The sequence below is a fragment of the Agrobacterium bohemicum genome (assembly GCF_001562555.1).
Taxonomy (GTDB): Bacteria; Pseudomonadota; Alphaproteobacteria; order Rhizobiales; family Rhizobiaceae; genus Agrobacterium; species Agrobacterium bohemicum.
Genome location: NZ_KQ961032.1, coordinates 36665 through 60827 on the forward strand (window position 1 = coordinate 36665; position 24163 = coordinate 60827).

Consider the following 24163-nt stretch of genomic DNA (forward strand, 5'->3'; position numbering starts at 1 on the left):
CTGCCGCAAATGTTCGATTACCCAATATCGGTCGAGCTGATCTTGATACCAAAACCTTCGAGGCCGACATAGTGGCGCTCGCGCGTGGTGAGAAGCTTGATCGAGCTGATGCCGAGTTCCTTGAGGATCTGCGCGCCAAGGCCGATTTCCAGCCATTCGTCATCGCGGGAGCGAGCTTGAGCATGCGCTTCTTCCGGGTCACGGGACTTGCGGCGTCCGGCGACCTGTCCGACGCCGACGGAACCTTCACGCAGATAGATGATGACACCTCGGCCTTCGGCGGCGATCTTTTCCATGTAGTGCTGCACGGGCTGCTTTTTGCCGAAGACGTCGTCGGCCACGTTTTCCGGGTGCAAGCGCACGGGAATATCGACGCCATCACGGATATCGCCGAAAATGACCGCCATGTGCTCCATCGGGTCCCAGGGCAGGGAATAGGTTTGTGCCTTTGCAGGTCCGAATGGCGTATCGAGCGTGAACTCGCTTTCCTTCTCGACCAGCGTTTCCTTGCGCTGTCGATAGGCGATGAGATCGGCCACCGAAACCTGTTTCATGCCGTGCGTCTCGGCAAAGGCCGAAACCTGCGGCCCGCGCATGACGGTGCCGTCGTCATTTACCAACTCGCTGATGACGCCGATTGGTGGCAGGCCAGCCAGCTTGCACAAATCGACAGCCGCTTCGGTATGTCCAGAGCGCATCAACACGCCGCCTTCGCGCGAGACCAGCGGGAATATGTGGCCGGGGCGGGTAAAATCGGCAGCGCCCGCGTTGGGATTGGCCAGATTGCGAACCGTCACGTTGCGGTCGCTCGCGGAAATGCCAGTCGTTGTGCCGTGTTTGAAGTCTACCGAAACGGTAAAGGCAGTGGTGTGGGCGCTGTCGTTTTCCGCGACCATGGCGTTGAGGTTGAGGCGTTTCGCCTCTTCTTTCGGCATGGGGGCGCAAACGATGCCGGAGGTGTGGCGCACGATGAAGGCCATCTGTTCAGGCGTGCAATGCACGGCGGCAACGATGAGGTCGCCCTCGTTTTCGCGGTCGTCATCATCCATGACGACAACAATCTCACCGGCCTCGAAGGCACGAATAGCTTCAACGACACGCTTCTGATCATATGTCATGGTGGCTCATGTTCCTATTTCAGGCGGCCGGTCTGGCCGCGGTCTCTCAGATAATGGTCGGCAACCGTGCATGCCACCATCGCCTCGCCAATCGGCACGGCGCGGATGCCCACGCAGGGGTCGTGGCGACCCTTGGTGCGGACATCGACATTATTGCCATCGGTATCGATGGATTGTCGTTCCGTCAGAATGGACGAGGTCGGCTTGATCGCAAAGCGCGCAACAATGGGCTGGCCAGTCGCGATACCGCCCAGAATGCCGCCGGAATGATTGGAAAGGAAAAGTGGCTTGCCGTCATTGCCCATCCGCATTTCGTCGGCGTTTTCTTCGCCCGTCAGTTCGGCCGCGGCAAAACCTTCACCGATTTCCACGCCTTTGACGGCGTTGATCGACATGAGGTTGGAGGCGATGTCCTGATCGAGTTTGGCATAGATGGGTGCGCCAATACCGGCAGGCACGCCTTCGGCCACAACTTCAACGACAGCACCGATCGAAGAGCCAGCCTTGCGGATGCCGTCCAGATACTCCTCCCAGACAGGAACCATTGCGGCATCCGGGCAAAAGAAGGGGTTCTGATCGACCTGGTTCCAGTCCCAGTTGGCGCGGTTGATCTTGTGCTTGCCGATCTGCACCAACGCGCCGCGAACATCGAGACTCGGCACCACTTTGCGGGCCAGCGCACCGGCTGCAACACGCGCTGCCGTCTCACGCGCAGACGAGCGACCGCCACCACGATAATCGCGAATTCCGTATTTCAGATCATAGGTGAAGTCGGCGTGGCCAGGCCGGAAACTTTTGGCGATCTCGCCGTAATCCTTGGAACGCTGGTCGGTGTTTTCGATCATCATCGACACCGGCGTTCCGGTGGTGATCATCGTCTCACCGTCTTCATCCAACATCACGCCGGAGAGAACCTTGACGATGTCGTCTTCGCGGCGCTGGGTTACAAAGCGGCTCTGGCCGGGTTTGCGCTTGTCCATCCACTGCTGAACTTCCGCGAGCGTGAAGCGGATGCCGGGAGGGCAACCGTCGATGACGCAACCAAGCGCCGGACCATGGCTTTCACCCCAGGTGGAAACACGGAAGAGATAACCGAAGGTATTATGCGACATGTGATCAGACCGAGGCAGTGGCATTCCGCATGCGGAACGCATTTCTAAAAAGAGGCGGACTTTTCATAGTGTAAAAAACAGAGAAGGCAAAAGGCTTTCTTTTGCCATTTCCGTTCCCTTGAAACATGAAATGGCGCGTTTCACGAAACCATGCGCCATTCCTTGGCGGTCGCGAAAGCCGAGAACTCTTCCGGCGGAAGCGGCTTGGAGAAAGCGTATCCTTGCAGCATATCGCAACCCATCTGTCGCAATAAAACGGCGTGATCGTGCGTTTCCACACCTTCCGCGATGGTTTCGACACCCAGCGAGCGGGCAATATCGACGATGGAGCGGACGAGTGACCGTTCCTGCGGGGACGCGATGATGGGCATGACCAGCTGCCTGTCGATCTTCAGACGCTTGGGCTTGAGGCGCAACAGGCTGATGATCGACGTATGACCCGTGCCGAAGTCATCGATTTCGATGTCGATTCCCAGAGCTTTGATGCGCTCGATATTGCTCGTTGCAATATCTTCGTTTTCATCGAGGAAAATGGACTCGACCAGCTCGAATGTGATCTCGCCGGGTTTGATGGCAAGCTCCTTGAGACTGTCGATCAGGTGGTCGTCATGCAGGCGGCGAACCGAGACATTGACGGATATGCGAGGTACATCAATGCCCCTCAGACGCCAGATTTCCTTGTCTTGCAGGGCGTGTTGCAGAACGATCTGATCTATCGTGGACACGACGTTCAGCTCTTCTGCAATTTTCAGGAACTTGTCCGGGGTCAGAATGCCTTTGGCGGGATGGCGCCAGCGGACAAGCGCTTCCACACCGGTCAGTGCGTGTGTGTTGGCGCAAAACTGCGGCTGGTACCAGGCTTCGAATTCGCCTCTCTCCAGTCCAGCCAGAATTTCGTCTGCCGTTCGTTTGTGATTGACGATTTCAGCCTGAAGGTTCTGGGTGAAGAACTCGAAGCGGTTTCGCCCGGTTGCCTTGGCGCGGTAGAGTGCAAGATCGGCGTTGATCAACGTGCGGCGCGCATCCGCAGAACCGGATTCTGCAAATGCAATACCGATCGAAACGCCGCAGCGGCAGGTAAAACCTTCAAAATCGAAGGGGTAGCTGAAGGCCGAGATAATTTTCGTCGCTATCGATTTGACGTTGTCCTTTTCGCCCAACTGGGAGAGGAGGATCACGAACTCGTCACCGCCTATGCGCGCGACGATATCGCCCTCGCGCACGTTGCGGACCAGTGTTTTCGCCGCGTGGATGAGAACTGCATCGCCAGCGGCATGACCGAGCGTGTCGTTGATCTGCTTGAAGCGGTCGAGATCCAGATGGAGAATGGCAAAGCGTTTGCGCTCTCCGGAAGAGGGCGATGACAGGGCATCCAGATGCTGGTCAAGCTTGCGGCGGTTCGCAAGCCCGGTGAGTGGGTCATGGAGAGCATTATGCTCGATGCGGGTTTTCGCCTGTTCAAGTTCTGCGTTTCTGGCTTCCGCTTCGTCTTTGGCGGAGTTGAGTTGTTCCGAGAGCAGGACGTCTGCGGTAACATCGAAGGCGATGCCGACGACCTTTCTGGTGCCGTCGCGGCTGCTGTTAAGCCGCCCGACTGCCCTGACATATCGAAGGCTGCCGTCCGGCAATATGATGCGTTTGGTCGAGATGCGATCTGGACTTTCGCTATCTTTGGACACGCCACCGAAAACCATGGATCGTTCATCAGGGTGGAGACAGGCCAGATAGTCGTCCTTCGTCACATGCCTGCCCGCCTCGGGTGGCAAGCCGTGGAGCTCGCACATACGCTCGTTCCAGATCGCGTTGGAATAGTCGTGGGTCGCTTCCCAAATGCCGCAATTGTAGGAGTCCAGCGCAAGCGTTAGGCGTCCCGACAGTTCCTCCAGCTCATGTTCACGGCTCGATAGCTCGTGGAGAGCCAGTTCGAGTTCGGCGTTCTTGATATCGCTGTTATCTTTCGCTTCGCGCAGCTTTTGCGCCATGATCATGTCTGATGTGACGTCCCACAAAATACCGGTCGTCTGATATGATCCGTCCGGTTTGATGTAGCTGGAGCCGGCAGAACGCAGGTAACGAGTGGCTCCGCCCGGGAGCGGAACCCTGTAGACCTCTGACGAGGTCTGCTGATTGGATGAGCAGTTGAAGAAAAACCTTGCCGCTTTCGAGCGGTCCTCGATCACGAGTGCCGTCAACCACTCGGTCAGGAGCAGACGCCGTTCCAACATAGGGAAGCCATGCAGACCGGCTGCGCGTTCGTCCAGGTAGCAGCGTGATGTATCGTTTTCTATTTCCCAGATGCCGATGCTGGAGGAGTCCATCGCCAGCCTGAAGCGCTGGGAAAGCTCGAGAAGTTTCGTCTCGCGTAGACGAAGTGTTTTTATGTTGCGATTTCTCTCGGAGAGAAGCAGTCCCGCCACGAGAATGGGCAGAAGCATGGAGATCGCTGCGATGGCAAGGGTCGTTCGCAGAGATTTGTAATAGGGCTTGACCGCATCCCAGCCAGAAACAGGTGTGGCGCTTATTTCCCACCGCGATCCGGGCAAATCCACCGCCCTGATGACGGGATCCTCGTGCAATGGTTCCAGCACGCTGCCCACCACTTCATTCGTCAGCGTGTCGCGGATTTCGAACCTGATCTGGCCGGAACTGGCATCGAGCGGCGTCGTGGTGTCGTGGCCGATTGTCTCGAAAAGTTTTCTGCGATCGACGACGGCCAAGACCAGATCGTCTTTCTCGGCGCCGACCGACGAAGCTGGAGGAACGGTCACGATCACCATGATGGTGCCGCCTGCAGCAGGCTCGAAGACTTGCGTTTCCGGCAGGCGATCCTGTGGCGGAAGGGCTGCAAGTTTTGCCAGCCGGTCCCTCAGCATCGTTCCTATCTGGTCTCGGGGAAAATCGGGTACAGATTGCGACGTGTAGAGTTTTTCCAGGTGAAAATCGCGTGCGAACCCGATGGCGATGAAATGATGGGATTGCTGCAACTGGTAGTCGGCGATTTTGTCCAGTCCCGCCGAGGTTTCGCCCGGGGTCAGTGTCGCGTAGTGCCCAAGAGATGTCAGTGTGGAGACATCGTTGTTCAAACGCATGACAAGGCTGTCGTGCAGAACATCGAGCGCATATCGGGTGTGCGTTTCCAGGTCTTCGCGAAGCGACGCCGCGCCCCGGTGGTCGATGAGGTTGAACGCGCCAAGCATCATGCCAGCCATTGCCATCGCCAACAGGGCGGCGACGATCCTGCGTCTGACGATTTCGTTAAGGCGTCCCCCGATATCGGCCCAAGCAGTCACTCAATTTATCCTTTGGCAGTATCGCATTTTTCTCTGCTATACAGCCTAAAATACAATATAATCTGAATCGAAGACTACAGTTCTCATTTTAAATCACTCTAAAGCAACGTTGATGCGGATGAGGCGATCAAAAGGGGTGAGCTCTCTAAAGGCTTGATTAAAGGTTAAAATCCGTTCATCAATTGGATTGAAAATGTCATGCTTGCGGGCGAATTCCGCCACATTCGGGAGGCAAATCTTGTCGCATATGAAGTTTTTCAGCACCTTTAAGAAAGCCATAGCGATGCGTTTGATGATTGCCGCACTTTTGGCCACAGCCGGTCTGTTTGCTCCCTTCAATGCGTTCGCGCAGAGCGTGGATGTGGAATCGACGATCAGCAAGGTTGACGTCAAAGGGCTGACGATCACGCTCGAGGACGGCAAGAGTTACAAGGTGCCGGAAGAATTCAACTTCGATGGCTTGCAGGCGGGTGTGAAGGTTGTGGTGTTCTACACTGAAGTCGATGGCAAGCGCGTGGTTGATGACCTCGAGGTCATCCAGTAGCGATCACGCAGCGGCGTCGATCCACTCGGCAATACCCCGTTCCGTTTCCACTTTTAAAATACGGTCCTGTGGAATTGGAATTTCCGCGGCGATGTCTTTCTCAATGCCGGATACGAGGCGAAACATCGAACGTATCACGCCGCCATGGCAAACGCAGACCGTCTGACGATCAACCGAAGACAGCCAGGCACCGATACGCCACGAGAGAATTTCGTAGCTTTCAGCATCCTGCCCCGGCGGGATGAAATCCCATTTTGCGGCTTTGCGGGCTTTTACTTTCTCGGGTTCGGTGATCTTCAGTTCGGGAAGGGTTTGGCCCTCCCAGTCACCGAAGGAAATCTCCACAAGACGCTCATCCGTGCGGTAGGCTGTCGGGTCCAGTCCCATAGCCCCGCGCAGCAGTTCCATCGTTTCGCGTGTGCGGCCCAATGGACTGGCGACATAATCGAAATCGTTGACGGTCTTGCCAAGGATGCGGGAAAGGGTCTTGCCGTTTTCAGTGGCTTGCGAACGACCGAAGTCGTTGAGGGGAATATCCTTTTGACCTTGCAGTCTGCGGATTGCATTCCAGTCTGTCTGTCCGTGACGGATAACATAGACCAGCAATACTCAACCCCTGTCTTGGTCTTTCGACGATGCGCCGAAGCGCTGCATGTCGCTTTTCATTGCATATCCCGCGCAAAACGACTGTACACGTTTGCGCGAGATATCTGTCATTCAGTCTTTTACAACGGAGATATCAGGGGCGTCCACCGCCTTCATGCCAATCGTATGGTAACCGGAATCGACGTGGTGAATTTCACCCGTAACGCCCGTTGACAGATCGGAAAGCAGGTAGAGGGCGGACTTGCCGACTTCTTCGATGGAAACGGTGCGCTTGAGCGGTGCGTTATATTCGTTCCACTTGAGAATATAGCGGAAATCACCGATGCCTGAGGCAGCCAGCGTTTTGATCGGGCCTGCCGAAACAGCATTGACGCGAATGCCACGATTGCCGAGGTCTACGGCCAGGTAGCGTACGCTGGCTTCCAGAGCAGCCTTTGCAACACCCATGACATTGTAGTTCGGCATGACTTTTTCAGCGCCGTAATAGGTCAGCGTCAAAAGTGCGCCGCCATCGTTCATTACCGGTTCGGCGCGTTTTGCAACCGCAGCCAGAGAATAAACCGAGATATCCATAGTGCGATTGAAGTTGTCGCGGCTGGTATCGAGGTAACGGCCGGTCAACTCATCCTTGTCGGAAAAGGCGATGGCGTGAACGACGAAATCGATCTTGCCCCAATGCGCTTCGATGTTGGTGAAAACGCCATCGATCGTTCCAAGGTCAGTCACGTCGCAATGTCCAGCCATAAACGCGCCAAGTTCCTTGGCCAATGGCTCTACACGCTTCTTCAGCGCATCACCCTGCCAGGTGAAAGCGAGTTCAGCACCGGCATCGGCGCAGGCCTTTGCAATGCCCCATGCGATGGAACGATTGTTTGCGATGCCCATGATGAGGCCACGCTTGCCAGCCATGAGGCCAGATGTCTGAGCCATTCTGTGCTCCCTATTCTTAAATCGAACTTGCCTATGGCATAGGCAGAACGCCTGTTCAAGCAGGGCTGGATCATCTCATGTTAGGGAACGTAACAATGGGTGCGTTGTTCACGCCTTTCGTGAGCAACAAGGTCAAAAAACGCTGAATGCGCTCTACAGATAGAGCCCTTCGCGCATATGGCGCATGAGATCCATGACTTTTGCGTCCGGCGACTCCAGCAGAATGATGCGAAGTTCTACAACGAAATCACCGTAGCCGCCTGATCCGTCCTTCAACCCTTTGCCTTCGACGTGGATCGCGCGATCAGAACCAGACCATGCCGGAACGGTCACTTTCAGCTCGCCATGGGGAGACTGAACCGTAGCTTCACAACCGAGAACAGCGTCCGCCAGTGAGATCGGGAACGTTGTGTGGATGTCGAAATTCCTGATCGAGAATGTATCATTGCGCGAAGCCAAAAGCGTTACCACCAGATCGCCGCGTGCCGATTCGGGTAGTTTCAAGCCTTGCCCTTTCAGGCGAACGACATGACCGTCCGTCATGCCGGGTTCCAGCTGAAAGCGGACTTCACGATCTTCCGGCATGCCGACCGTCACCCATTTCTGCTCGATGAGATCGGAAACGGTTACGATGGCCTCGGCAGTGATATCGGGCGCCTTTTCGGGTACTGTAGTGGTGCCGCGAATGCGGCGCATAAGGGCGCTGAAAAAGCTGCTGGCCTGCGCTGCACGTGCTTCCATCTTCTCGGTTTGCGCAGCAGCACGCTCTTCGGTTGACATGTTCGGATCTTCGGAATTGCTCTCAGGTTTTGTGGAAGCTACCTTCGCCTTTGCGTCGGCGCCGAAAATACGCTCCAGCATGTCCTCGGCTGATTCCGGCTTCGCGTTGTCAGTGTTTGGGTCTGCTTTGCTGGTTCGAGCCTGCGCCTTCTCAAGCTCTTCCATCAGCTTTTCGGCAGCTTTGGCGCGTTGTGCGGCTTCTCTGGCGGCAGCGCGCTGCTGCATGATGGTCTGGTCGCGCTTTTTGGTTTCTGCCACGCGCCGGGCCTGATCGTACAGGCCGCGCTTTTGGGGGTCCTTCAAGAGATCATAGGCTTGGCCGATTTCTGCAAAACGTGCGGTTGCGTCCGGATCTGTCTGGTTGTGATCGGGATGCACGGCTTTCGCTTGCGAGCGCCAGGCTGCTTTTATTTCATCTGATCCGGCATCTCTTTGAACGCCCAGAATAGAGTAAGGATCACGCATCCGAACCACCAATCACCCCAACCGGTGCAGGCCGTATTTTTTCGTCATGAAAAGCCTGCAACATGAAGACCACCCGTCTTGAACGTGCACACAGACTTTGCGTTGCATCGTTCAGTTTGAAATCGGATTTGACTGTCGCAAGAACTTGCTAATCAGACCTTTACAGGGACGTGACTTGGCCGGTCGCCGGGCCTGTAATGATAGACAGGGTAAATGTTTTATTTCTGGCTGAAGCTGGTCATCAACCATTCGCCTGTCTCGGAAAGGCAAGCTTGCCCGCTGTAGCTGGCAACACCTTCAAAGGAATGGCGTGTGGTATTGAAGTTGCGGCAGACGAAACCGGTGTTTCTGTCTTCGCGAATGGCGGTTACAACGCCAGCACTTCCCGTTGCTGCGTTGGCCCATGGAAGGGGAGAATCCGAAATCTTGGCAAGATCGGCAGAGGTGACGGCGTTGCGGATGGTCGCATCATCTGAAAGTGTCTGGGTCGTCTGTTGGTTGGGGACGGAAGCGGTGGACAGGGATTTGTCGACCTTTTCGCCACCAAACAAATCCAGACTGACGCAACCGGTCAATATGACGAGCATGCAAGCAGCGGCGGAAACATCCACGACTGAAGACAAGAAGCTCTTTGTTCGACTGTTCGACTTTGCTATGACGATCACCATCTCTAGGCCAGAATACATTTCTGGTACGCAAATCAGCTCAGGAGCATTTTATTCAATATGTCGGAAAGTCGGTTAACATCCAGTGACTTTACAGAGGAAAATGAACCTTTTGCACTTTTTGCGGATTGGTTGCGGGATGCAACAGCCTCTGAAATCAACGATCCAAACGCCGTGGCGCTCGCCTCGGTGGACGAAGAAGGCATGCCGAGCGTTCGCATGGTTCTGCTGAAACATGCCGATGAACGGGGTTTTGTTTTCTACACGAACTTTGAAAGCCGCAAGGGGTTGGAACTGTTGGGTCAACAGAAGGGCGCCATGTGTTTTCACTGGAAAAGCCTGCGCCGGCAGGTGCGGGTTCGTGGTTCCGTCGCGGTTGTCAGCGACGAGGAGGCAGATGAATATTACACATCGCGTCCACGCGGCAGCCGCATCGGCGCTTGGGCATCCAAGCAGTCCCGTCCTCTGGAAAGCCGATTCGCGCTGGAAAAAGCCGTCGCGACCTACACCGCAAAATACGCGATAGGCGATATTCCCCGCCCCCCGCACTGGTCTGGTTTCCGCATTCAGCCTTTGACCATCGAGTTCTGGCAGGACGGCAAGTTCCGCCTGCACGACCGCGTCGAGTTTCGCCGCGAAACGCCGGAAGGTGAGTGGTCCAAGGTACGGATGTACCCTTGAACACACAAAATAATGCGACGCGGCCGAAACGCCGCGCCGCATTATCGGTATCGACACCCCATCGAAAATATGATCAACATTGCGCATGAACAAAGGAAGAACATATGCTTTCTCAACTCATGCAGCAATTCGAACTCGCCTCGCAAAAATATGCGCTCGCCAATGGTATCGAGCGAGATCCCGACTGGTATCTTCTCAAGCTTCAGGAGGAGGTCGGCGAGGTGACGCAAGCGTGGAACCGGCTGAGCGGACGTGGACGCCGTAAAGGCAAGACCGCAGAGGAAATGCGTCAGGATCTATCGGATGAAACCGCAGACCTTCTCGGTCACGTCTTGCTTCTCGCCCATAATAGCGGGCTTGATCTGGAGGCATCCATCCAACGAAAATGGCGCTTCGAACCGGCTATTTAGCCTCCGCGGATTTCAGAAGTCCCGCGACCTCGAAGAGGTTGTCGCAGATCGCCACGCATTTTTCCCGCATCGCATCCGTTGCTGGTGCGACGTCCGGAACCATAATTGTCTGTGTTCCGGCGCTCCATGCGGACTGGACGCCGTGATAGGAATCTTCAAGCGAAAGACAGTCCTGTGGCGAAAACCCCAGGCGTTTGGCGGCGCTGAGATAGGGATGGGGAGACGGCTTCGGCTCGGCATAGTCTCCACGCGCCAGTATATGATCGAAGCGTCGGGTCAGATCGAATGGCCCCAAGTGGCGGTTGACGGACTCATGGCCGGATGAGGTGGCAATAGCCCGTGGTATGTGCAGTTCATCCAGCAGATCGAGGATTTCGAGGACGCCGTCTTTTAGCGCCACACCATCCGCCATCTGGATTGCCAGGTGCCGAAGCCACGCATCGCGAAAATTATCCATTGGAAAATCTTCGCCATATTCAGAGCGAATGGTTTTCGTGATGACATCCCACGGACTGCCGCAAACCCGCTGATACACATCGACGGCCATGCCGTGCCCACCCTCATCGGAGGCGGCTAAAAACGAGTCCCGATAGTGCTTCTCGCTTTCGATCAGAAGGCCGTCCATATCGAAAATAACGGCTTTCGGCCTGAGCAAAACGTTCTCCATATCAACCGAATCGAAAAGGGCGCTCGCCCAGGCTTTCGAAGGGCCGGATGAGATAACCATCAGGGTCCGCTACAATAAACTGCCGGTTGCCGACTTCCGTCTCGCCCCGTCGATACCATTTTTCCTCAAGTGGCAAAAACAACTCGATGCCCGCACGTTGCAAGCGCTCGAGAATGTTTTCCAATGATGGCACAATAAGCTGCAGGTTCATGCCGCGGCCGAAGGGGTATGTAACGGGAACGGTTTCATCCTCGAAGGTTCGCCCGGCACCCATCTGGTCGATCATCAGTTGCGCATCGCCGAGCGCGAGATAGGTGAAGCCTTCTTCCGGTCTTTCGTAAACCACATGAAAACCAATGAGATCACAATAAAAAGAGCGGCTCTTCGGCCAGTCGCTGACGGCCAGTTCGGGAACAAGAGCATTTGCTGTAAAAGTCATGTCGTCCTTGGAATTACCTGGGTGGGTTTTGCCGGGACGTACCAGCGTCGTGGATATTCTGATATCGGGTCAATATGTTGCGTATAAAATCTGTTTTCGCAACTGTGTATGCGTCACCATCGTGCGAGTGGCGTTCGGCCAGCATCTTTTTGAGTGCTGCATAGTCCTGCCTGATGTCATCGTGGAAACGTAAAATGTCACAAAAAAGCAAACGTTGTCTGTGTGTTTCGTTTTTGGGCGGACATAGATAGATACGCTGGCCTGGAAGAGGGCTTCGGATCATGAAGGCCCAGACACCATCACCGTGCCTGCTGCCACGCGCTTCGTAACCGGCTTGCTCTAGCAATAAACGACAGGGGTCGATATCTATGATGTCTGAGAGCACAATATCGACATCTATAAAAGGATTTGCATCCAGACCCGGGACGGCAGTACTGCCGATATGGTGGATTTCGGCAATTTTTGAACCCAGCAGGTTTTTCAGTCGGCCCTCGATCATGACGTAGATCGAAGACCAAGAAGGATCGTGGGGGACGATCTTGACTGGTGTTCCCATGCTTGCCTTCAGGCCTTCGTCCCGCCCACCGTGATCTGATCCATGCGAAGGTGCGGTTGGCCCACGCCGACTGGTACCCACTGGCCGGCCTTGCCGCAATTGCCGATGCCGGTGTCGAGCTTCATGTCGTTGCCGATCATCGTCACACGCTTCATTGCATCCGGTCCATTGCCAATCAGCATCGCACCCTTGACCGGTGCGCCAATCTTGCCGTTTTCGATGAGATAGGCTTCCGTGCAGCCGAAGACGAATTTGCCGGAGGTAATATCCACCTGGCCGCCGCCGAACGAAACGGCATAGATGCCCTTCTTGACCGAAGCGATGATCTCTTCCGGCGTCTTGTCGCCACCGAGCATGTAGGTATTGGTCATGCGTGGCATGGGCACGTGCGAATATCCTTGGCGACGTCCGTTGCCGGTGGCTTTCATGCCCATCAATCGGGCGTTCTGCCGGTCCTGCATATAACCGACAAGCTTGCCGTTTTCGATTAGCACATTATAGGCGGAAGGCGTGCCTTCGTCGTCTACCGTCAGTGAGCCACGACGGTTGTCGATTGTGCCATCATCCACTACGGTGACGCCGGGAGCGGCGACCATCTCACCGAGAAGTCCCGCGAAGGCAGAGGTTTTCTTGCGGTTGAAGTCACCTTCCAGCCCGTGGCCGACGGCTTCGTGCAGCATGACGCCCGGCCAACCGGCACCCAGTACCACATCCATGGTGCCAGCGGGCGCATCGATGGCCGTGAGATTGACCAAGGCTTGCCGCAACGCCTCGTCGGCTCCGCGCTGCCAGTTTTCAGTTGTGATGAAATCGCCGAAACCGACGCGTCCGCCAATGCCGTAGGAACCGCTTTCCTGCCGGTCACCTTCCCCCGCAATCACGGAAATATTGATGCGGGTCATGGGGCGGATATCGCTGACACGATGACCATCGGCGCGAAGGATGTCCACGATCTGCCAGCTTGCCGCGACGCTTGCCGTGACCTGACGCACCTTCGGGTCCTTGTCACGCAGATAGGTGTCGATTTCGGTCAGAAGCTTGACTTTTTCCTCAAAACTTGGCGCCCCGATCGGGTTTTCATCACCGTAGAGCTTCTTGTTGGTGCGCTGTGGGGCCGCCGCATAGGAGCCTGCATAGCCCTTTGTGACTGCGCCGACAGCATCGGATGCGCGCCTCAGCGCCGCCAACGATAGCTCGCCCGCATGCGCGTAACCCACTGTCTCACCAGCGACGGCACGAAGCCCGAAGCCCTGGTCGGTATTGAAGCTTCCACCCTTGAGGCGGCCATTGTCAAAGGTAAGCGATTCCGCCTGTGCATGCTCAACGAACAACTCGCCATCGTCAGCACCTGAGAGAGCATCGGCGATCTGGGCGCGCAACCGTCCTTCGTCGCAATCGAAAAGGGTCAAAAGGTCTTGGGTCATCGCGGGCTCCAGTCGTGGCTGTTAACAGCGCATTTAAGTGCTGGAGACCTAAGGCGCAAGATTGATCAGGGAAGCGTGTCGTAGCCTTCGGCAAAGCCGCGCAATTCGATTGGAATGCCGACGCGGTCCTGATCGACGGATTCGCGCAGTGCAAACACGGCATTCTTACCGGCGCGCAGAACCTTCAGCAGCTCGTCATCGATGTCGACTTCCACGTAGCAACCCTCGGAAAAGCAGCGTGTGAAATAGGCACGACCGATATTGTTATTGTCGATATAGAGCTCCATGCCGTCCTTGAGGAGAACACCAAGTGGCGCGAGAATGCGCAGAATACGGGATTTGCGATCCGCCGTTTTCAAGATCACGACGGAAAGGCCGACCTCGGGCCTGTCGTCTGCAATCACGTTCTGCATCAAAGCGCATTGTTCTTCGGAGGCACCGGCAGGTTTGTCACAAATGACGGACCACGCGCCATGCGTCGATTTTGGCGTTCCCGGCTGCTGCGGCTGAACCGGTGCCGGTTGCTGCTGCGCAAAACCTGCGGCTGGAACGATAATGGAGAGACCGGCGGCGATAAAAAAAGCGCGCGCAATCGGGGACAGACGCATGGATACCTCAGGATTCGAATCAGTGCGGCTATTTTGACGTCCCGACCGGGAAATGAAAGAGCCATCCTCCTCAATTCCAAGGGAGTGCGGCCAAAATAGGACTTTGCGCATGTGACGTTGCGCGAATGCTGTCTCGCAAGGGCCGCCTAGGGCCGACCGGAAGATGGGATAGGCTGAAAAATCAGACCGTTGCCAACCAAGGCGATATTGCGGCGAAAGACAAACTATGATTTGAGTCATTGATATAAGCATGGATTCTGCGTTTGAGAGTGATCATGATCAAACGCGTGAGGGAGAGGTACCGTGACTAACAGAATTTACGCAAGCTTGGTGGGCATGATCTGTCTACTCACGGCGGTCGGTGCTCGTGCCGATCAGCCGAGAGATTGGCAGATGGGATTGCAGGAGGCGGCAACGCCCATCATGCATGAAATTCGATGGTTCGAACAATATACGCTTTGGTTCATCGTTCCGGTCACGCTTTTCGTGCTTGTCCTGTTGATTGTGGTGGCGGTAAAGTTCCGCGCATCGAAAAGCCCGGTTGCATCCAAGACCAGTCATAACACCGCCATCGAAATCGTCTGGACGCTCGCTCCGGTTCTGATCCTGATGTTCCTGGCATTCCCTTCCTTCAACCTGCTCAACGCACAGCTGACTCAGCCGGAAAATCCGGATTTGACGCTGAAGGCGACCGCAACGCAGTGGCAGTGGAATTACGAGTACACGGCAGCCGAGGGTGTAGAAGCGCTGGCGTTCGACAGCTACATGCTGAAGGATGTTGACCGCGCAGCAGCCGGCAAAGACGATAAGGCTGTCTATCCGCGTCTTCTGGCCGTCGATAACGAAATGGTCGTTCCTGTCGGCAAGACTGTTCGCCTCCTGGTTACAGCGGCACCAACAGATGTCATTCACGCGTTTGCGATGCCAGCTTTCGGCGTCAAGATCGATGCCGTTCCTGGTCGTTTGAACGAAACATGGTTCAAGCCCGAAAAAGTAGGCCTTTATTATGGGCAATGTTCCGAGCTTTGCGGCAAGGATCACGCCTACATGCCAATCGCCATACGGGTGGTTTCCGAAGAGCAATACAAAACCTGGTACGCCGCTGCCGCCTCAGATTTGAGCGGTGCGAACCGGGCGCTCATGGCTTCGGTGGATGGTGCGCAAAGCACCGTTCAGGTCGCCGAAAACGAAACCAAATAACGTAAGGAGTGAGGACAATGGCTGGACATTCCACACACGACGATCATCACTCTGTCGAGCGCGAAGCGCATCATGATGATCACGCGCACCACGCGCACACACCGAGCTTCGCTCAGCGTTGGTTGTTTTCGACCAACCACAAAGACATCGGTACGCTCTACCTGATCTTTGCGATCATCGCAGGCATCATCGGTGGTGGCCTTTCGGTTGTCATGCGTATGGAGCTTCAGGAGCCGGGCATTCAGATTTTCCACGGCCTCGCTGCCATGGTTTATGGTTTTGAGGGTGATGCTGCCATCGATGGCGGCAAGCACATGTATAATGTGTTCACGACTGCACATGCGCTTATCATGATCTTCTTCATGGTCATGCCAGCCATGATCGGCGGCTTCGCCAACTGGATGGTGCCGATCATGATCGGCGCGCCGGATATGGCGTTCCCCCGCCTCAACAATATTTCGTTCTGGCTGATCGTACCGGCTTTCATCCTGCTGCTTCTGTCGCTCTTCGTTGAAGGACCGGCCGGTGCCTATGGTGTCGGCGGTGGCTGGACCATGTATCCGCCGCTTTCAACCAGCGGCATGCCAGGGCCCGCGGTGGATCTCGCAATCTTCGCGCTCCATATTGCCGGTGCGTCTTCCATTCTCGGTGCCATCAACTTCATCACCACAATTTTGAACATGCGCGCACCGGGCATGACCCTGCACAAGATGCCGCTGTTTGCGTGGTCGGTGCTGGTCACAGCGTTTCTTCTGCTCCTGTCTCTGCCTGTTCTGGCGGGCGGCATCACCATGCTTCTGACAGACCGCAACTTCGGGACGTCTTTCTTTGCGCCTGAAGGCGGCGGTGACCCGATCCTGTATCAGCACCTGTTCTGGTTCTTCGGTCACCCGGAAGTCTACATTCTGATCCTGCCCGGTTTCGGTATCATCAGCCACATCATTTCGACCTTCTCGAAAAAGCCGATCTTCGGTTATCTCGGAATGGCTTACGCCATGGTCGCCATCGGTGCGGTCGGCTTCATTGTGTGGGCGCACCACATGTATACCGTCGGTCTGTCGCTGGAAGCGCAGCGTTACTTCGTCTTCGCGACCATGGTCATCGCTGTGCCAACAGGCATCAAGATTTTCTCCTGGATCGCAACGATGTGGGGCGGTTCGCTGACCTTCACGACGCCAATGATCTGGGCGATCGGCTTCATCTTCCTGTTCACCGTCGGTGGCGTGACGGGCGTTCAGTTGGCCAATGCCGGTCTCGACCGTTCTCTGCATGACACCTACTATGTGGTCGCGCACTTCCATTACGTGCTGTCGCTGGGTGCGGTGTTTGCGATCTTTGCGGGCTGGTATTACTGGTTCCCGAAAATCACCGGCTACATGTACAGCCAGAAGATCGGCAATCTGCACTTCTGGGTGATGTTCGTCGGCGTCAACTTGATTTTCTTCCCGCAGCACTTCCTCGGATTGGCGGGTATGCCACGTCGTTACATCGACTATCCGGATGCCTATGCCGGTTGGAATGCGGTGTCGTCCTACGGGTCTTATATCTCCGCCGTGGCCGTCCTCATCTTCCTCGCCGGTGTGTGGGAAGCGTTTGCCAAGAAGCGTGTGGCTGGCGATAACCCATGGGGTGAAGGTGCGACAACACTGGAGTGGCAGCTGTCTTCGCCGCCGCCATATCACCAGTGGGAACAGCTTCCCCGGATCCGCTGAGGCATTTTGTCAGAGCGTGTGTCCCGGCTGAACATGATAGATGTCAGTTTCACGCTCAGACAAAAGACGTAAAAGGAGCGCCGCATATATGCGCGGCGTTTCCTATGAAAGCAGGAAAAATGACTGTTATCGACAATCACGACGCGCTGGACATGGATAGCTTCAAGCTGTCCGAGGCGGGCGCGCGCGATTATTTCGAACTGCTGAAACCCCGCGTCATGTCGCTGGTGGTGTTCACCGGTTTTGCTGGCCTCGTCCTGGCACCTGGCAGCATCAACCCCGTATTGGCAGTGGTGGCCATCCTTTGCATCGCGGTGGGTGCTGGCGCGTCCGGCGCATTGAACATGTGGTATGACGCCGATATCGACGCGGTCATGAGCCGTACCGCCAAGCGCCCGATACCCTCCGGCCGCATCCAGCCGGGTGAGGCGCTTGCCTTTGGTCTGACGCTGTCCGTGTTTTCGGTTGCCATTCTTGGTCTGGCCGTGAACTGGTTTGCCGCCGGCCTGCTGGCTTTCACGATTTTCTTCTATGCCGTGGTTTACACGATGTGGCTGAAGCGCTCGACGCCGCAAAATATCGTCATCGGTGGTGCAGCTGGCGCGTTTCCACCCATGCTCGGCTGGGCTTGCGTCACCGGTGGTGTATCGCTGGACAGCACCATCCTGTTCCTCATCATCTTTCTTTGGACGCCAGCCCATTTCTGGGCTCTGGCACTCTTCAAGATGCGCGATTACGGCTCGGTTGGTATTCCCATGATGCCGAATGTTGCCGGTGAACGCTCCACCAAGAACCAGATGATCGCTTACGCAGTTCTGACAGCTTTCGTCGCAGTGGCACCTTACTTTACGGGCCTGGCAGGTGGCGGCTACGGTATCTTTGCAGCCGTTCTCAGCGCCATCTTCATCTACTGTTCCATCTCGGTCCGGCGCATGCCTGACGGAGATGAGCGGATGTTGCAGGCGAAAAAGATGTTTGCCTATTCCGTGTTCTATCTCTTCGCGATTTTCTCGGGGCTTCTTGCCGATCATCTCGCGCCGTCATTTCTGACATTGATTCAAGGGGTGGCATAATGGAAACGATCAAGCTGAACGATGCGCAGAAGCGATCGCGCCGTGGTCGTAACATCGCTCTTGGCGTCGTGCTGGCAGCACTGGTCGTTCTTTTCTACGTCATCACCATTATAAAAATCGGCGACTTTTAAACGCCGGACGGCACGAGGGGGAGGGATATGACAGCAACACAAACATCAGCAAAGAAAACGAGCAACAGCTCGATCCTAGTGCTGTGTCTGGTTTTTGTCTGCGGCATGGTGGGCATGGCCTATGCGTCGGTTCCGCTATATCGCCTTTTCTGCCAGGTCACCGGCTATAACGGCACGACACAGCGCGTCGAACAATATTCGGATGTCATTCTCAACAAGACGATGAAAGTGACGTTCGATTCGAATACCTCCAACGGTTTGAACTGGGATTTCCAGCCAGTTAGCAAATCCGTTGAACCAAAAATCGGTGAAACCGTACAGGTCATGTTCAGGGCGACGAACCGTTCACCGGTGGCTACCACCGGAAGTGCGGTCTTCAATGTGACGCCGATGGAGGCGGGTGCCTATTTCAACAAGGTGCAATGTTTCTGTTTTACGGAAACGACCTTGCAGGCGGGCGAAACGCTTGAGATGCCGGTCGTATTCTTCATCGACCCTGAGATCGTCACTGCTCGGGAAACGAAGAACATCCATACATTGACACTGTCCTACACATTTTATCCGTCGAAGACGGAAAAACCGGTTGCGTCCTTGCCGGTAAAGACTGAACGTGACGAAACGAAGCTTTGAGTGAGGGAGGTACGACCGGTTTTGGTCGTGCTGCATGAGTGGCATCTTAACGGATGCGACTATATTGAGTGACTAGGGAAGAGCCTGCGGGGATCGTTCACATGGCAGAGACACATCAGAAAAAACATGACTACCACATCATAGACCCCAGCCCCTGGCCGCTTTTGGCCTCGGTCGGTGCATTTTTCATTGCCTTTGGCGCCATCTGTTACATTCGTTACCTGAATGGTGGCTCGTTCAAGATGTTCGGTCTGGAATGGGCTAACCCTTGGCTGTTCTATGTCGGCTTGGCCATCATTCTTTACGTGATGTATGCTTGGTGGGCAGATACCGTGAAGGAAGGGCATGAGGGCCACCATACCCGCGTGGTAGCGCTGCATTTGCGCTATGGCATGATCATGTTCATCGCGTCGGAAGTCATGTTCTTCGTTGCATGGTTCTGGGCCTATTTCGATGCCAGCCTCTATCCACATGAGGCTATTCAGGCGTCGCGTCTGGAATTCACCGGCGGGCAATGGCCACCAAAGGGCATTGAAGTTCTCGACCCTTGGCATCTGCCGCTCTACAATACCGTCATTTTGTTGCTGTCCGGCACATGCGTAACATGGGCGCACCATGCGCTCTTGCACAATGACCGGAAGGGCCTGATTTCCGGCCTGGCATTGACGGTGGCCCTTGGAGCGTTCTTCTCCTTCGTGCAGGTCTACGAGTACATGCACGCGCCGTTCGACTTCAAGAATTCCATCTATGGCGCGACGTTCTTCATGTCGACAGGCTTCCACGGCTTCCACGTTTTCGTCGGTACCGTGTTCCTGCTGGTCTGCCTGCTGCGCGCCATGAAAGGAGATTTCACGTCCAAGAATCATTTCGGTTTCGAGGCCGCCGCCTGGTACTGGCATTTCGTGGACGTGGTCTGGCTGTTCCTGTTCTTCGCTATCTACGTATGGGGCGGCTGGGGCGCGCCTCTGGCGGGTTGAGACAGACGCATAGGTTTTGAAAAGGGCGGCGCGTGCCGCCCTTTGCTTTTCTGACACCCCGGGGCAGTGTGGAAACGAGACGACGATGCAAGATGATGACATGCTCTATCCACCTGTAGACCCCGTGAAAGTGGGTCTGCGCGGCTGTTGCCCCCGATGCGGCCACGGTCGGCTTTTCGATGGTTTCCTGAAGCTGAAGCCGCGTTGCAGCGCCTGCGGCCTAAATTATGCGTTTGCCGACGCGGGCGAGGGGCCTGCTGTTTTCGTCATGCTCATCGTCGGGTTTCTCATCATCGGTATGGCGCTGTGGCTCGATGCGCGTTTTGCGCCGCCCGTCTGGGTGCATGCGTTGATCTGGATACCCGCTGCGATTATCATCTCGCTGATTTTGCTGAAGAAGATGAAGGGCATCATGATCGCCTTGCAATATCGCAACAATGCACGCGAAGGCAGCCTTGATCGTGACTGATACGAAGACCACCACCTCCACTCAGCGTAGCCTTTGGTTTGCGGCGCCTTTCGTCCTTCTGGTTCTCGTACTCCTGCTGGCGCTCGGTACATGGCAGGTGAAACGCCTGTACTGGAAAGAAGCGCTGATGGCGGATATCCAGCAGCGTATTCATGCAGCACCCGTTCCGCTTTCAGATATCGAGACACTCGCTGCGTCGGGTGGCGATATCGAGTATCGCACCGTCGCGCTGTCGGGCACGTTCGACCACACGAAAGAACAGCATTTTTTCGCGACGTTTCAGGGGCAGAGCGGATATTACATCTACACACCTCTGCGCCTTAGCGATGGCCGCACGATTTTCGTCAACCGGGGTTTCGTGCCTTACGATATGAAAGAGCAGGCAAAACGGGCGGCGGGCGAAGTATCCGGTGTCGTTTCTCTCGAAGGACTGGCGCGGGCTCGTCTGGCGGCCAAGCCGTCCAGCCTGTTGCCAGACAATGACCGCGCGAAAAATATCTACTACTGGAAAGACCTGGCCGCGATGACCGACAGCGCGGGTATCGAGCCCGGCAACGTGCTGCCATTCTTCGTTGATGCCAATGACGCACCCAATCCAGGCGGTTGGCCGAAGGGCGGTGTGACGCTGATCGATCTGCCGAATAATCACCTTCAATATGCGATAACATGGTACGGATTGGCCGCCGCCCTTGTCATCGTGGCAGGTTTTGCCTATGTCCGGGGCGTAAGAAATTCCAGAGAATGAAGCACCGGGAGGCTGAAGGAGAAGGAATGAATATCGCCGTTTCCAAACCGCCTCTGACGATCAGGCTCTGCGGCCCGCGCGGTTTCTGCGCCGGTGTTGATCGTGCCATCCAGATCGTCGTGCTGGCGTTGAAAGCCTATGGCGCTCCTGTTTATGTGCGCCACGAGATCGTCCACAACCGTTATGTGGTCGAAGGTCTCGAAGCCAAAGGCGCCATTTTCGTTGAGGAACTGAACGAGATTCCCGCAGAGCATCGCCAGCAGCCGGTGGTATTTTCTGCCCATGGCGTGCCGAAATCCGTACCGGAGGATGCGCAGGCCAGAAACCTGTTTTATCTCGATGCGACATGCCCGCTGGTGTCGAAGGTTCATAAACAAGCCATGCGCCATCAGCGCCTCGGTCGCCACGTCGTCCTCATTGGCCATGCTGGCCACCCGGAAGTCATCGGTACCATGGGTCAGTTACCCGAAGGTGCGGTATCGCTGGTGGAGACGGTCGAGGATGCGGCGCGTTATCAGCCCGTCGATACGCGAAATCTGGGCTTCGTGACGCAGACGACCTTGTCGGTGGATGACACGGCTGGTGTCATCGCCAAGCTTCAGGAGCGCTTTCCAGCCATGCAGGCGCCGGCCGCAGACAGCATTTGTTATGCCACCACCAACCGTCAGGATGCGGTAAAGCAGGCGGCACCCGGTTGTGACCTGTTCATCGTCGTCGGCGCACCCAATTCATCCAATTCCAAGCGTCTTGTCGAGGTTGCCTTACGCGCAGGTGCCAAGCGTTCCGTGCTGGTTCAGCGCGCAGCCGAGATCGATTGGGATCAAATCGGTGACGTCCAGACTGTGGGTCTTTCCGCGGGCGCTTCCGCCCCGGAAGTCATCGTCGACGAGATCATCCAGGCTTTCAAGGCGCGTTTCGATACCACGCTGGATTTGGCCATCACGGTCGAAGAGACCGAGCATTTTCTGGTGAACCGCGAACTGCGCGAGATCGAACTGACCACGCAGGACATGGCCTTCGTCAATGGCACCGCAAGTGACGCTTTGCCGCCGAAGCCAGCGTCGGGCTTTTGATTTCAAATAATCCCACATTCTTCAAGAGATCAGACATTGGCAGTTTATACGGATATCAGCGAAGACGATCTGAAGCATTTCCTCGAGCAGTATGATGTTGGCGAGCTGACGTCCTATAAGGGCATTGCCGAGGGCGTGGAAAACACTAATTTCCTGCTGCACACGACCAAGGATCCGCTGATTCTGACGCTCTATGAGAAGCGCGTGGAGAAGTCGGACTTGCCATTTTTCTTAGGCTTGAAGCAGCATTTGTTCGCTAATGGCCTGTCCTGCCCGTTGCCGCTTCCCCGTCACGACGGTGAACTGCTGGGCGAACTGTCGCAGCGGCCTGCCGCCCTGATTTCGTTTCTGGAAGGCATGTGGCTGCGCAAGCCGGAAGCCAAACACTGCCGGGAAGTGGGCAAGGCTCTCGCCGCCATGCATTTGGCCGGTGAAGGGTTCGAGCTGAAACGTCCCAATGCGTTGTCGGTTGAGGGCTGGAAGGTTCTTTGGGATAAATCCGAAGCCCGCGCTGATGAAGTCGAGGCTGGTTTGCAGCAGGAAATCCGTGCCGATATCGATTTTCTCGCCGCCAACTGGCCGAAGGATTTGCCCGCAGGCGTCATCCATGCCGATCTGTTTCAGGACAACGTGTTTTTCCTGGGCGATGAACTGTCTGGCCTGATCGACTTCTACTTCGCCTGCAATGATCTGTTGGCCTATGACGTGTCGATCTGTCTTAACGCCTGGTGCTTTGAGAAGGATGGGTCTTATAACGTCACAAAGGGCAAAGCTCTTCTGGAAGGCTACCAGTCCGTACGGCCCATGAGTGGTGCCGAGCTTGACGCGCTGCCGCTTCTGGCGCGCGGCTCGGCACTACGCTTCTTCCTCACGCGTCTCTATGACTGGCTGACGACGCCGGAAGGTGCGCTGGTCGTCAAGAAAGATCCGCTGGAGTATCTCGGCAAGCTACGCTTTCATCGCAGCATTGAAAACTATGCCGAATACGGACTGGTGGGACGATGAAGCACGTCGAGATTTATACCGATGGTGCCTGTTCCGGCAACCCCGGGCCGGGCGGCTGGGGCGCTGTTCTTCGCTATGGCGAAACGGAGAAGGAACTGTGTGGTGGTGAGGCGGAGACGACCAACAACCGCATGGAACTGATGGCCGCCATCTCATCGCTCAATGCGCTGAAATCCCCCTGCGAAGTCGATCTCTATACCGACAGCGCCTATGTGAAGGACGGGATTACCAAGTGGATTTTCGGCTGGAAGAAAAAAGGCTGGAAGACCGCGGACAACAAGCCCGTCAAGAATGTGGAGCTGTGGCAGGCGCTGGAGTTGGCGCGAGAGCGACACAAGGTGACGCTGCACTGGGTCAAGGGCCATGCGGGCCACCCGGAAAATGAACGCGCCGACGAGCTTGCACGAAAAGGCATGGAGCCTTTCAAACGGCGGTAACAGACAGGTGCTTTACTGGGGTTTGAGGATTGCACTTCCCGGCCTATCTTCACCAAAAAACATAAAGCAGAAGAGGGACACCCCATGATCTTACATTGTGTTTTCGTACGCTTCAAATCCGCGACCGCGACGGCGGAAAAACAGGCGATCTACGAGGCCATCACCGCGCTGAAAGATGTCATTCCCGGGATCATCGACGTGAAGTGCGGACAGAATATTTCGTCCGAAGGCCTCAACGGCAATTTTCTGGATGGCTTTATCGTCACACTGGCAAGCCCGGAAGCACGCGACGAATATCTTGCCCACCCCCAGCATGTGGATGTCGGCGAACGCCTGATCGGATTGACCGATGGTGGCGCGGCGGGCCTTCTGGTTTTCGATATGGCCGTATAAGGTACGACTGCGGCGGTAAGCCG

Annotated in this window: 27 protein-coding genes; 15 read left to right on the forward strand and 12 right to left on the reverse strand. The window is 55.9% G+C overall.

The genetic code is table 11. The annotated features are described in order from the left end of the window. Nucleotides 1-17: 17 nt before the first annotated feature. From ribB to ATO67_RS16110, 3 genes are all read right to left on the reverse strand, one after another. Entirely contained in the window at nt 18-1118 is a 1101-nt protein-coding gene (ribB, locus tag ATO67_RS16100) for a 3,4-dihydroxy-2-butanone-4-phosphate synthase (RefSeq protein WP_067651500.1), read from the reverse strand. Between the two features lie 14 nt (nt 1119-1132). Next, nucleotides 1133-2230 carry a chorismate synthase gene (gene aroC, locus ATO67_RS16105; RefSeq protein ID WP_067651964.1) on the reverse strand — a complete coding sequence of 366 codons (1098 nt, stop codon included), beginning with the start codon at nt 2228-2230 and terminating at the stop codon, nt 1133-1135. 140 nt (nt 2231-2370) lie between these two features. After that, complete coding sequence (locus tag ATO67_RS16110) at nt 2371-5520, reverse strand: bifunctional diguanylate cyclase/phosphodiesterase (protein WP_067651502.1); 3150 nt, start codon at nt 5518-5520, stop codon at nt 2371-2373. 283 nt (nt 5521-5803) lie between these two features. On the opposite strand from ATO67_RS16110, the gene ATO67_RS16120 reads away from it, so the two are divergent. Next, nucleotides 5804-6064, forward strand: coding sequence for a DUF1344 domain-containing protein (locus ATO67_RS16120; RefSeq protein WP_067651511.1), 261 nt, complete (start codon nt 5804-5806; stop codon nt 6062-6064). A gap of 3 nt (nt 6065-6067) precedes the next feature. Here the strand turns inward: ATO67_RS16120 and ATO67_RS16125 are convergent, their stop codons facing one another. From ATO67_RS16125 to ATO67_RS16140, 4 genes are all read right to left on the reverse strand, one after another. Continuing rightward, a complete protein-coding gene (locus tag ATO67_RS16125; RefSeq protein ID WP_067651514.1) occupies nt 6068-6670 on the reverse strand; it encodes a histidine phosphatase family protein in 603 nt (200 codons plus the stop codon). A gap of 111 nt (nt 6671-6781) precedes the next feature. Next, nucleotides 6782-7600, reverse strand: a complete 819-nt coding sequence (gene fabI / locus ATO67_RS16130; protein ID WP_067651516.1) for an enoyl-ACP reductase FabI — start codon at nt 7598-7600, stop codon at nt 6782-6784. Between the two features lie 153 nt (nt 7601-7753). After that, nucleotides 7754-8845, reverse strand: a complete 1092-nt coding sequence (locus tag ATO67_RS16135; protein ID WP_067651967.1) for a DnaJ C-terminal domain-containing protein — start codon at nt 8843-8845, stop codon at nt 7754-7756. Between the two features lie 218 nt (nt 8846-9063). Then, nucleotides 9064-9468 (reverse strand): RT0821/Lpp0805 family surface protein, encoded by a 405-nt coding sequence (locus tag ATO67_RS16140; protein WP_425352224.1) that lies wholly within the window; start codon nt 9466-9468, stop codon nt 9064-9066. Between the two features lie 102 nt (nt 9469-9570). Here ATO67_RS16140 and pdxH point away from each other — a divergent pair, with 102 nt between their 5' ends. Beyond that, nucleotides 9571-10191, forward strand: coding sequence for a pyridoxamine 5'-phosphate oxidase (gene pdxH, locus ATO67_RS16145; RefSeq protein ID WP_067651518.1), 621 nt, complete (start codon nt 9571-9573; stop codon nt 10189-10191). Between the two features lie 104 nt (nt 10192-10295). Further along, the gene (locus ATO67_RS16150; RefSeq protein ID WP_067651520.1) at nt 10296-10601 is read left to right on the forward strand and encodes a pyrophosphohydrolase domain-containing protein; all 306 of its coding nucleotides are present in this window, start codon (nt 10296-10298) and stop codon (nt 10599-10601) included. Here ATO67_RS16150 and ATO67_RS16155 read toward each other — a convergent pair. From ATO67_RS16155 to ATO67_RS16175, 5 genes are all read right to left on the reverse strand, one after another. Continuing rightward, nucleotides 10594-11256, reverse strand: coding sequence for an HAD family hydrolase (locus ATO67_RS16155; RefSeq protein WP_245304007.1), 663 nt, complete (start codon nt 11254-11256; stop codon nt 10594-10596). The two genes, ATO67_RS16150 and ATO67_RS16155, sit on opposite strands and share 8 nt — an antisense overlap. Before the next feature lie 13 nt (nt 11257-11269). Beyond that, nucleotides 11270-11707: a bleomycin resistance protein gene (locus ATO67_RS16160; protein ID WP_067651527.1), complete on the reverse strand. Its 438-nt coding sequence runs from the start codon at nt 11705-11707 to the stop codon at nt 11270-11272. 13 nt (nt 11708-11720) lie between these two features. Beyond that, the gene (locus tag ATO67_RS16165; RefSeq protein WP_067651530.1) at nt 11721-12263 is read right to left on the reverse strand and encodes a GrpB family protein; all 543 of its coding nucleotides are present in this window, start codon (nt 12261-12263) and stop codon (nt 11721-11723) included. A gap of 8 nt (nt 12264-12271) precedes the next feature. Continuing rightward, nucleotides 12272-13687 carry a metalloprotease TldD gene (gene tldD / locus ATO67_RS16170; RefSeq protein WP_067651541.1) on the reverse strand — a complete coding sequence of 472 codons (1416 nt, stop codon included), beginning with the start codon at nt 13685-13687 and terminating at the stop codon, nt 12272-12274. A gap of 65 nt (nt 13688-13752) precedes the next feature. Beyond that, nucleotides 13753-14295: an invasion associated locus B family protein gene (locus ATO67_RS16175; RefSeq protein ID WP_067651543.1), complete on the reverse strand. Its 543-nt coding sequence runs from the start codon at nt 14293-14295 to the stop codon at nt 13753-13755. Between the two features lie 336 nt (nt 14296-14631). Between ATO67_RS16175 and coxB the strand changes: the two genes are divergently transcribed. The 12 genes from coxB (at nt 14632) to ATO67_RS16230 (ending at nt 24140) form a co-directional block, all read left to right on the forward strand. Next, nucleotides 14632-15495 carry a cytochrome c oxidase subunit II gene (gene coxB / locus ATO67_RS16180; RefSeq protein WP_067651972.1) on the forward strand — a complete coding sequence of 288 codons (864 nt, stop codon included), beginning with the start codon at nt 14632-14634 and terminating at the stop codon, nt 15493-15495. A gap of 17 nt (nt 15496-15512) precedes the next feature. Further along, complete coding sequence (ctaD, locus tag ATO67_RS16185) at nt 15513-17207, forward strand: cytochrome c oxidase subunit I (protein ID WP_067651545.1); 1695 nt, start codon at nt 15513-15515, stop codon at nt 17205-17207. A gap of 119 nt (nt 17208-17326) precedes the next feature. Continuing rightward, nucleotides 17327-18280, forward strand: a complete 954-nt coding sequence (locus ATO67_RS16190) for a heme o synthase (protein ID WP_067651547.1) — start codon at nt 17327-17329, stop codon at nt 18278-18280. After that, a complete protein-coding gene (locus tag ATO67_RS23740) occupies nt 18280-18411 on the forward strand; it encodes a hypothetical protein (RefSeq protein ID WP_103086986.1) in 132 nt (43 codons plus the stop codon). Before ATO67_RS16190 ends, ATO67_RS23740 begins: the two co-directional genes overlap by 1 nt. Before the next feature lie 27 nt (nt 18412-18438). After that, a complete protein-coding gene (locus ATO67_RS16195; protein WP_067651548.1) occupies nt 18439-19041 on the forward strand; it encodes a cytochrome c oxidase assembly protein in 603 nt (200 codons plus the stop codon). Between the two features lie 101 nt (nt 19042-19142). Continuing rightward, nucleotides 19143-20018 carry a cytochrome c oxidase subunit 3 gene (locus tag ATO67_RS16200; RefSeq protein ID WP_067651552.1) on the forward strand — a complete coding sequence of 292 codons (876 nt, stop codon included), beginning with the start codon at nt 19143-19145 and terminating at the stop codon, nt 20016-20018. A gap of 85 nt (nt 20019-20103) precedes the next feature. After that, nucleotides 20104-20487 carry a DUF983 domain-containing protein gene (locus tag ATO67_RS16205; protein WP_067651975.1) on the forward strand — a complete coding sequence of 128 codons (384 nt, stop codon included), beginning with the start codon at nt 20104-20106 and terminating at the stop codon, nt 20485-20487. Beyond that, on the forward strand, nt 20456-21232 hold the full coding sequence (locus ATO67_RS16210; protein WP_067651555.1) for an SURF1 family protein: 777 nt from the start codon (nt 20456-20458) through the stop codon (nt 21230-21232). The genes ATO67_RS16205 and ATO67_RS16210 overlap by 32 nt, the downstream gene beginning before the upstream one ends. A gap of 26 nt (nt 21233-21258) precedes the next feature. Next, nucleotides 21259-22305, forward strand: coding sequence for a 4-hydroxy-3-methylbut-2-enyl diphosphate reductase (gene ispH / locus ATO67_RS16215; RefSeq protein ID WP_067651557.1), 1047 nt, complete (start codon nt 21259-21261; stop codon nt 22303-22305). Nucleotides 22306-22341: 36 nt separating this feature from the next. Further along, nucleotides 22342-23310, forward strand: coding sequence for a homoserine kinase (locus ATO67_RS16220; protein ID WP_067651559.1), 969 nt, complete (start codon nt 22342-22344; stop codon nt 23308-23310). Then, a complete protein-coding gene (gene rnhA / locus ATO67_RS16225) occupies nt 23307-23747 on the forward strand; it encodes a ribonuclease HI (protein WP_067651561.1) in 441 nt (146 codons plus the stop codon). The genes ATO67_RS16220 and rnhA overlap by 4 nt, the downstream gene beginning before the upstream one ends. Nucleotides 23748-23831: 84 nt before the next feature. Next, entirely contained in the window at nt 23832-24140 is a 309-nt protein-coding gene (locus ATO67_RS16230; protein WP_067651565.1) for a Dabb family protein, read from the forward strand. Nucleotides 24141-24163: the final 23 nt, after the last annotated feature.

What these genes read in the sequence shown, in the direction of transcription:
- coxB (WP_067651972.1), top strand. Translation starts at nt 14,632, where the DNA reads ATGATCTGTCTACTCACGGCGGTCGGTGCTCGTGCCGATCAGCCGAGA.
- pdxH (WP_067651518.1), top strand. Translation starts at nt 9,571, where the DNA reads ATGTCGGAAAGTCGGTTAACATCCAGTGACTTTACAGAGGAAAATGAA.
- ATO67_RS16210 (WP_067651555.1), top strand. Translation starts at nt 20,456, where the DNA reads ATGCACGCGAAGGCAGCCTTGATCGTGACTGATACGAAGACCACCACC.
- fabI (WP_067651516.1), bottom strand. Translation starts at nt 7,600, where the DNA reads ATGGCTCAGACATCTGGCCTCATGGCTGGCAAGCGTGGCCTCATCATG.
- ATO67_RS16160 (WP_067651527.1), bottom strand. Translation starts at nt 11,707, where the DNA reads ATGACTTTTACAGCAAATGCTCTTGTTCCCGAACTGGCCGTCAGCGAC.
- ATO67_RS16150 (WP_067651520.1), top strand. Translation starts at nt 10,296, where the DNA reads ATGCTTTCTCAACTCATGCAGCAATTCGAACTCGCCTCGCAAAAATAT.
- ATO67_RS16135 (WP_067651967.1), bottom strand. Translation starts at nt 8,845, where the DNA reads ATGCGTGATCCTTACTCTATTCTGGGCGTTCAAAGAGATGCCGGATCA.
- ATO67_RS16200 (WP_067651552.1), top strand. Translation starts at nt 19,143, where the DNA reads ATGGCAGAGACACATCAGAAAAAACATGACTACCACATCATAGACCCC.
- tldD (WP_067651541.1), bottom strand. Translation starts at nt 13,687, where the DNA reads ATGACCCAAGACCTTTTGACCCTTTTCGATTGCGACGAAGGACGGTTG.
- ATO67_RS16120 (WP_067651511.1), top strand. Translation starts at nt 5,804, where the DNA reads ATGCGTTTGATGATTGCCGCACTTTTGGCCACAGCCGGTCTGTTTGCT.
- ribB (WP_067651500.1), bottom strand. Translation starts at nt 1,118, where the DNA reads ATGACATATGATCAGAAGCGTGTCGTTGAAGCTATTCGTGCCTTCGAG.
- ispH (WP_067651557.1), top strand. Translation starts at nt 21,259, where the DNA reads ATGAATATCGCCGTTTCCAAACCGCCTCTGACGATCAGGCTCTGCGGC.
- ATO67_RS16205 (WP_067651975.1), top strand. Translation starts at nt 20,104, where the DNA reads ATGCAAGATGATGACATGCTCTATCCACCTGTAGACCCCGTGAAAGTG.
- ATO67_RS16165 (WP_067651530.1), bottom strand. Translation starts at nt 12,263, where the DNA reads ATGGGAACACCAGTCAAGATCGTCCCCCACGATCCTTCTTGGTCTTCG.
- ATO67_RS16175 (WP_067651543.1), bottom strand. Translation starts at nt 14,295, where the DNA reads ATGCGTCTGTCCCCGATTGCGCGCGCTTTTTTTATCGCCGCCGGTCTC.
- aroC (WP_067651964.1), bottom strand. Translation starts at nt 2,230, where the DNA reads ATGTCGCATAATACCTTCGGTTATCTCTTCCGTGTTTCCACCTGGGGT.
- rnhA (WP_067651561.1), top strand. Translation starts at nt 23,307, where the DNA reads ATGAAGCACGTCGAGATTTATACCGATGGTGCCTGTTCCGGCAACCCC.
- ATO67_RS16195 (WP_067651548.1), top strand. Translation starts at nt 18,439, where the DNA reads ATGACAGCAACACAAACATCAGCAAAGAAAACGAGCAACAGCTCGATC.
- ATO67_RS16230 (WP_067651565.1), top strand. Translation starts at nt 23,832, where the DNA reads ATGATCTTACATTGTGTTTTCGTACGCTTCAAATCCGCGACCGCGACG.
- ATO67_RS23740 (WP_103086986.1), top strand. Translation starts at nt 18,280, where the DNA reads ATGGAAACGATCAAGCTGAACGATGCGCAGAAGCGATCGCGCCGTGGT.
- ATO67_RS16190 (WP_067651547.1), top strand. Translation starts at nt 17,327, where the DNA reads ATGACTGTTATCGACAATCACGACGCGCTGGACATGGATAGCTTCAAG.
- ctaD (WP_067651545.1), top strand. Translation starts at nt 15,513, where the DNA reads ATGGCTGGACATTCCACACACGACGATCATCACTCTGTCGAGCGCGAA.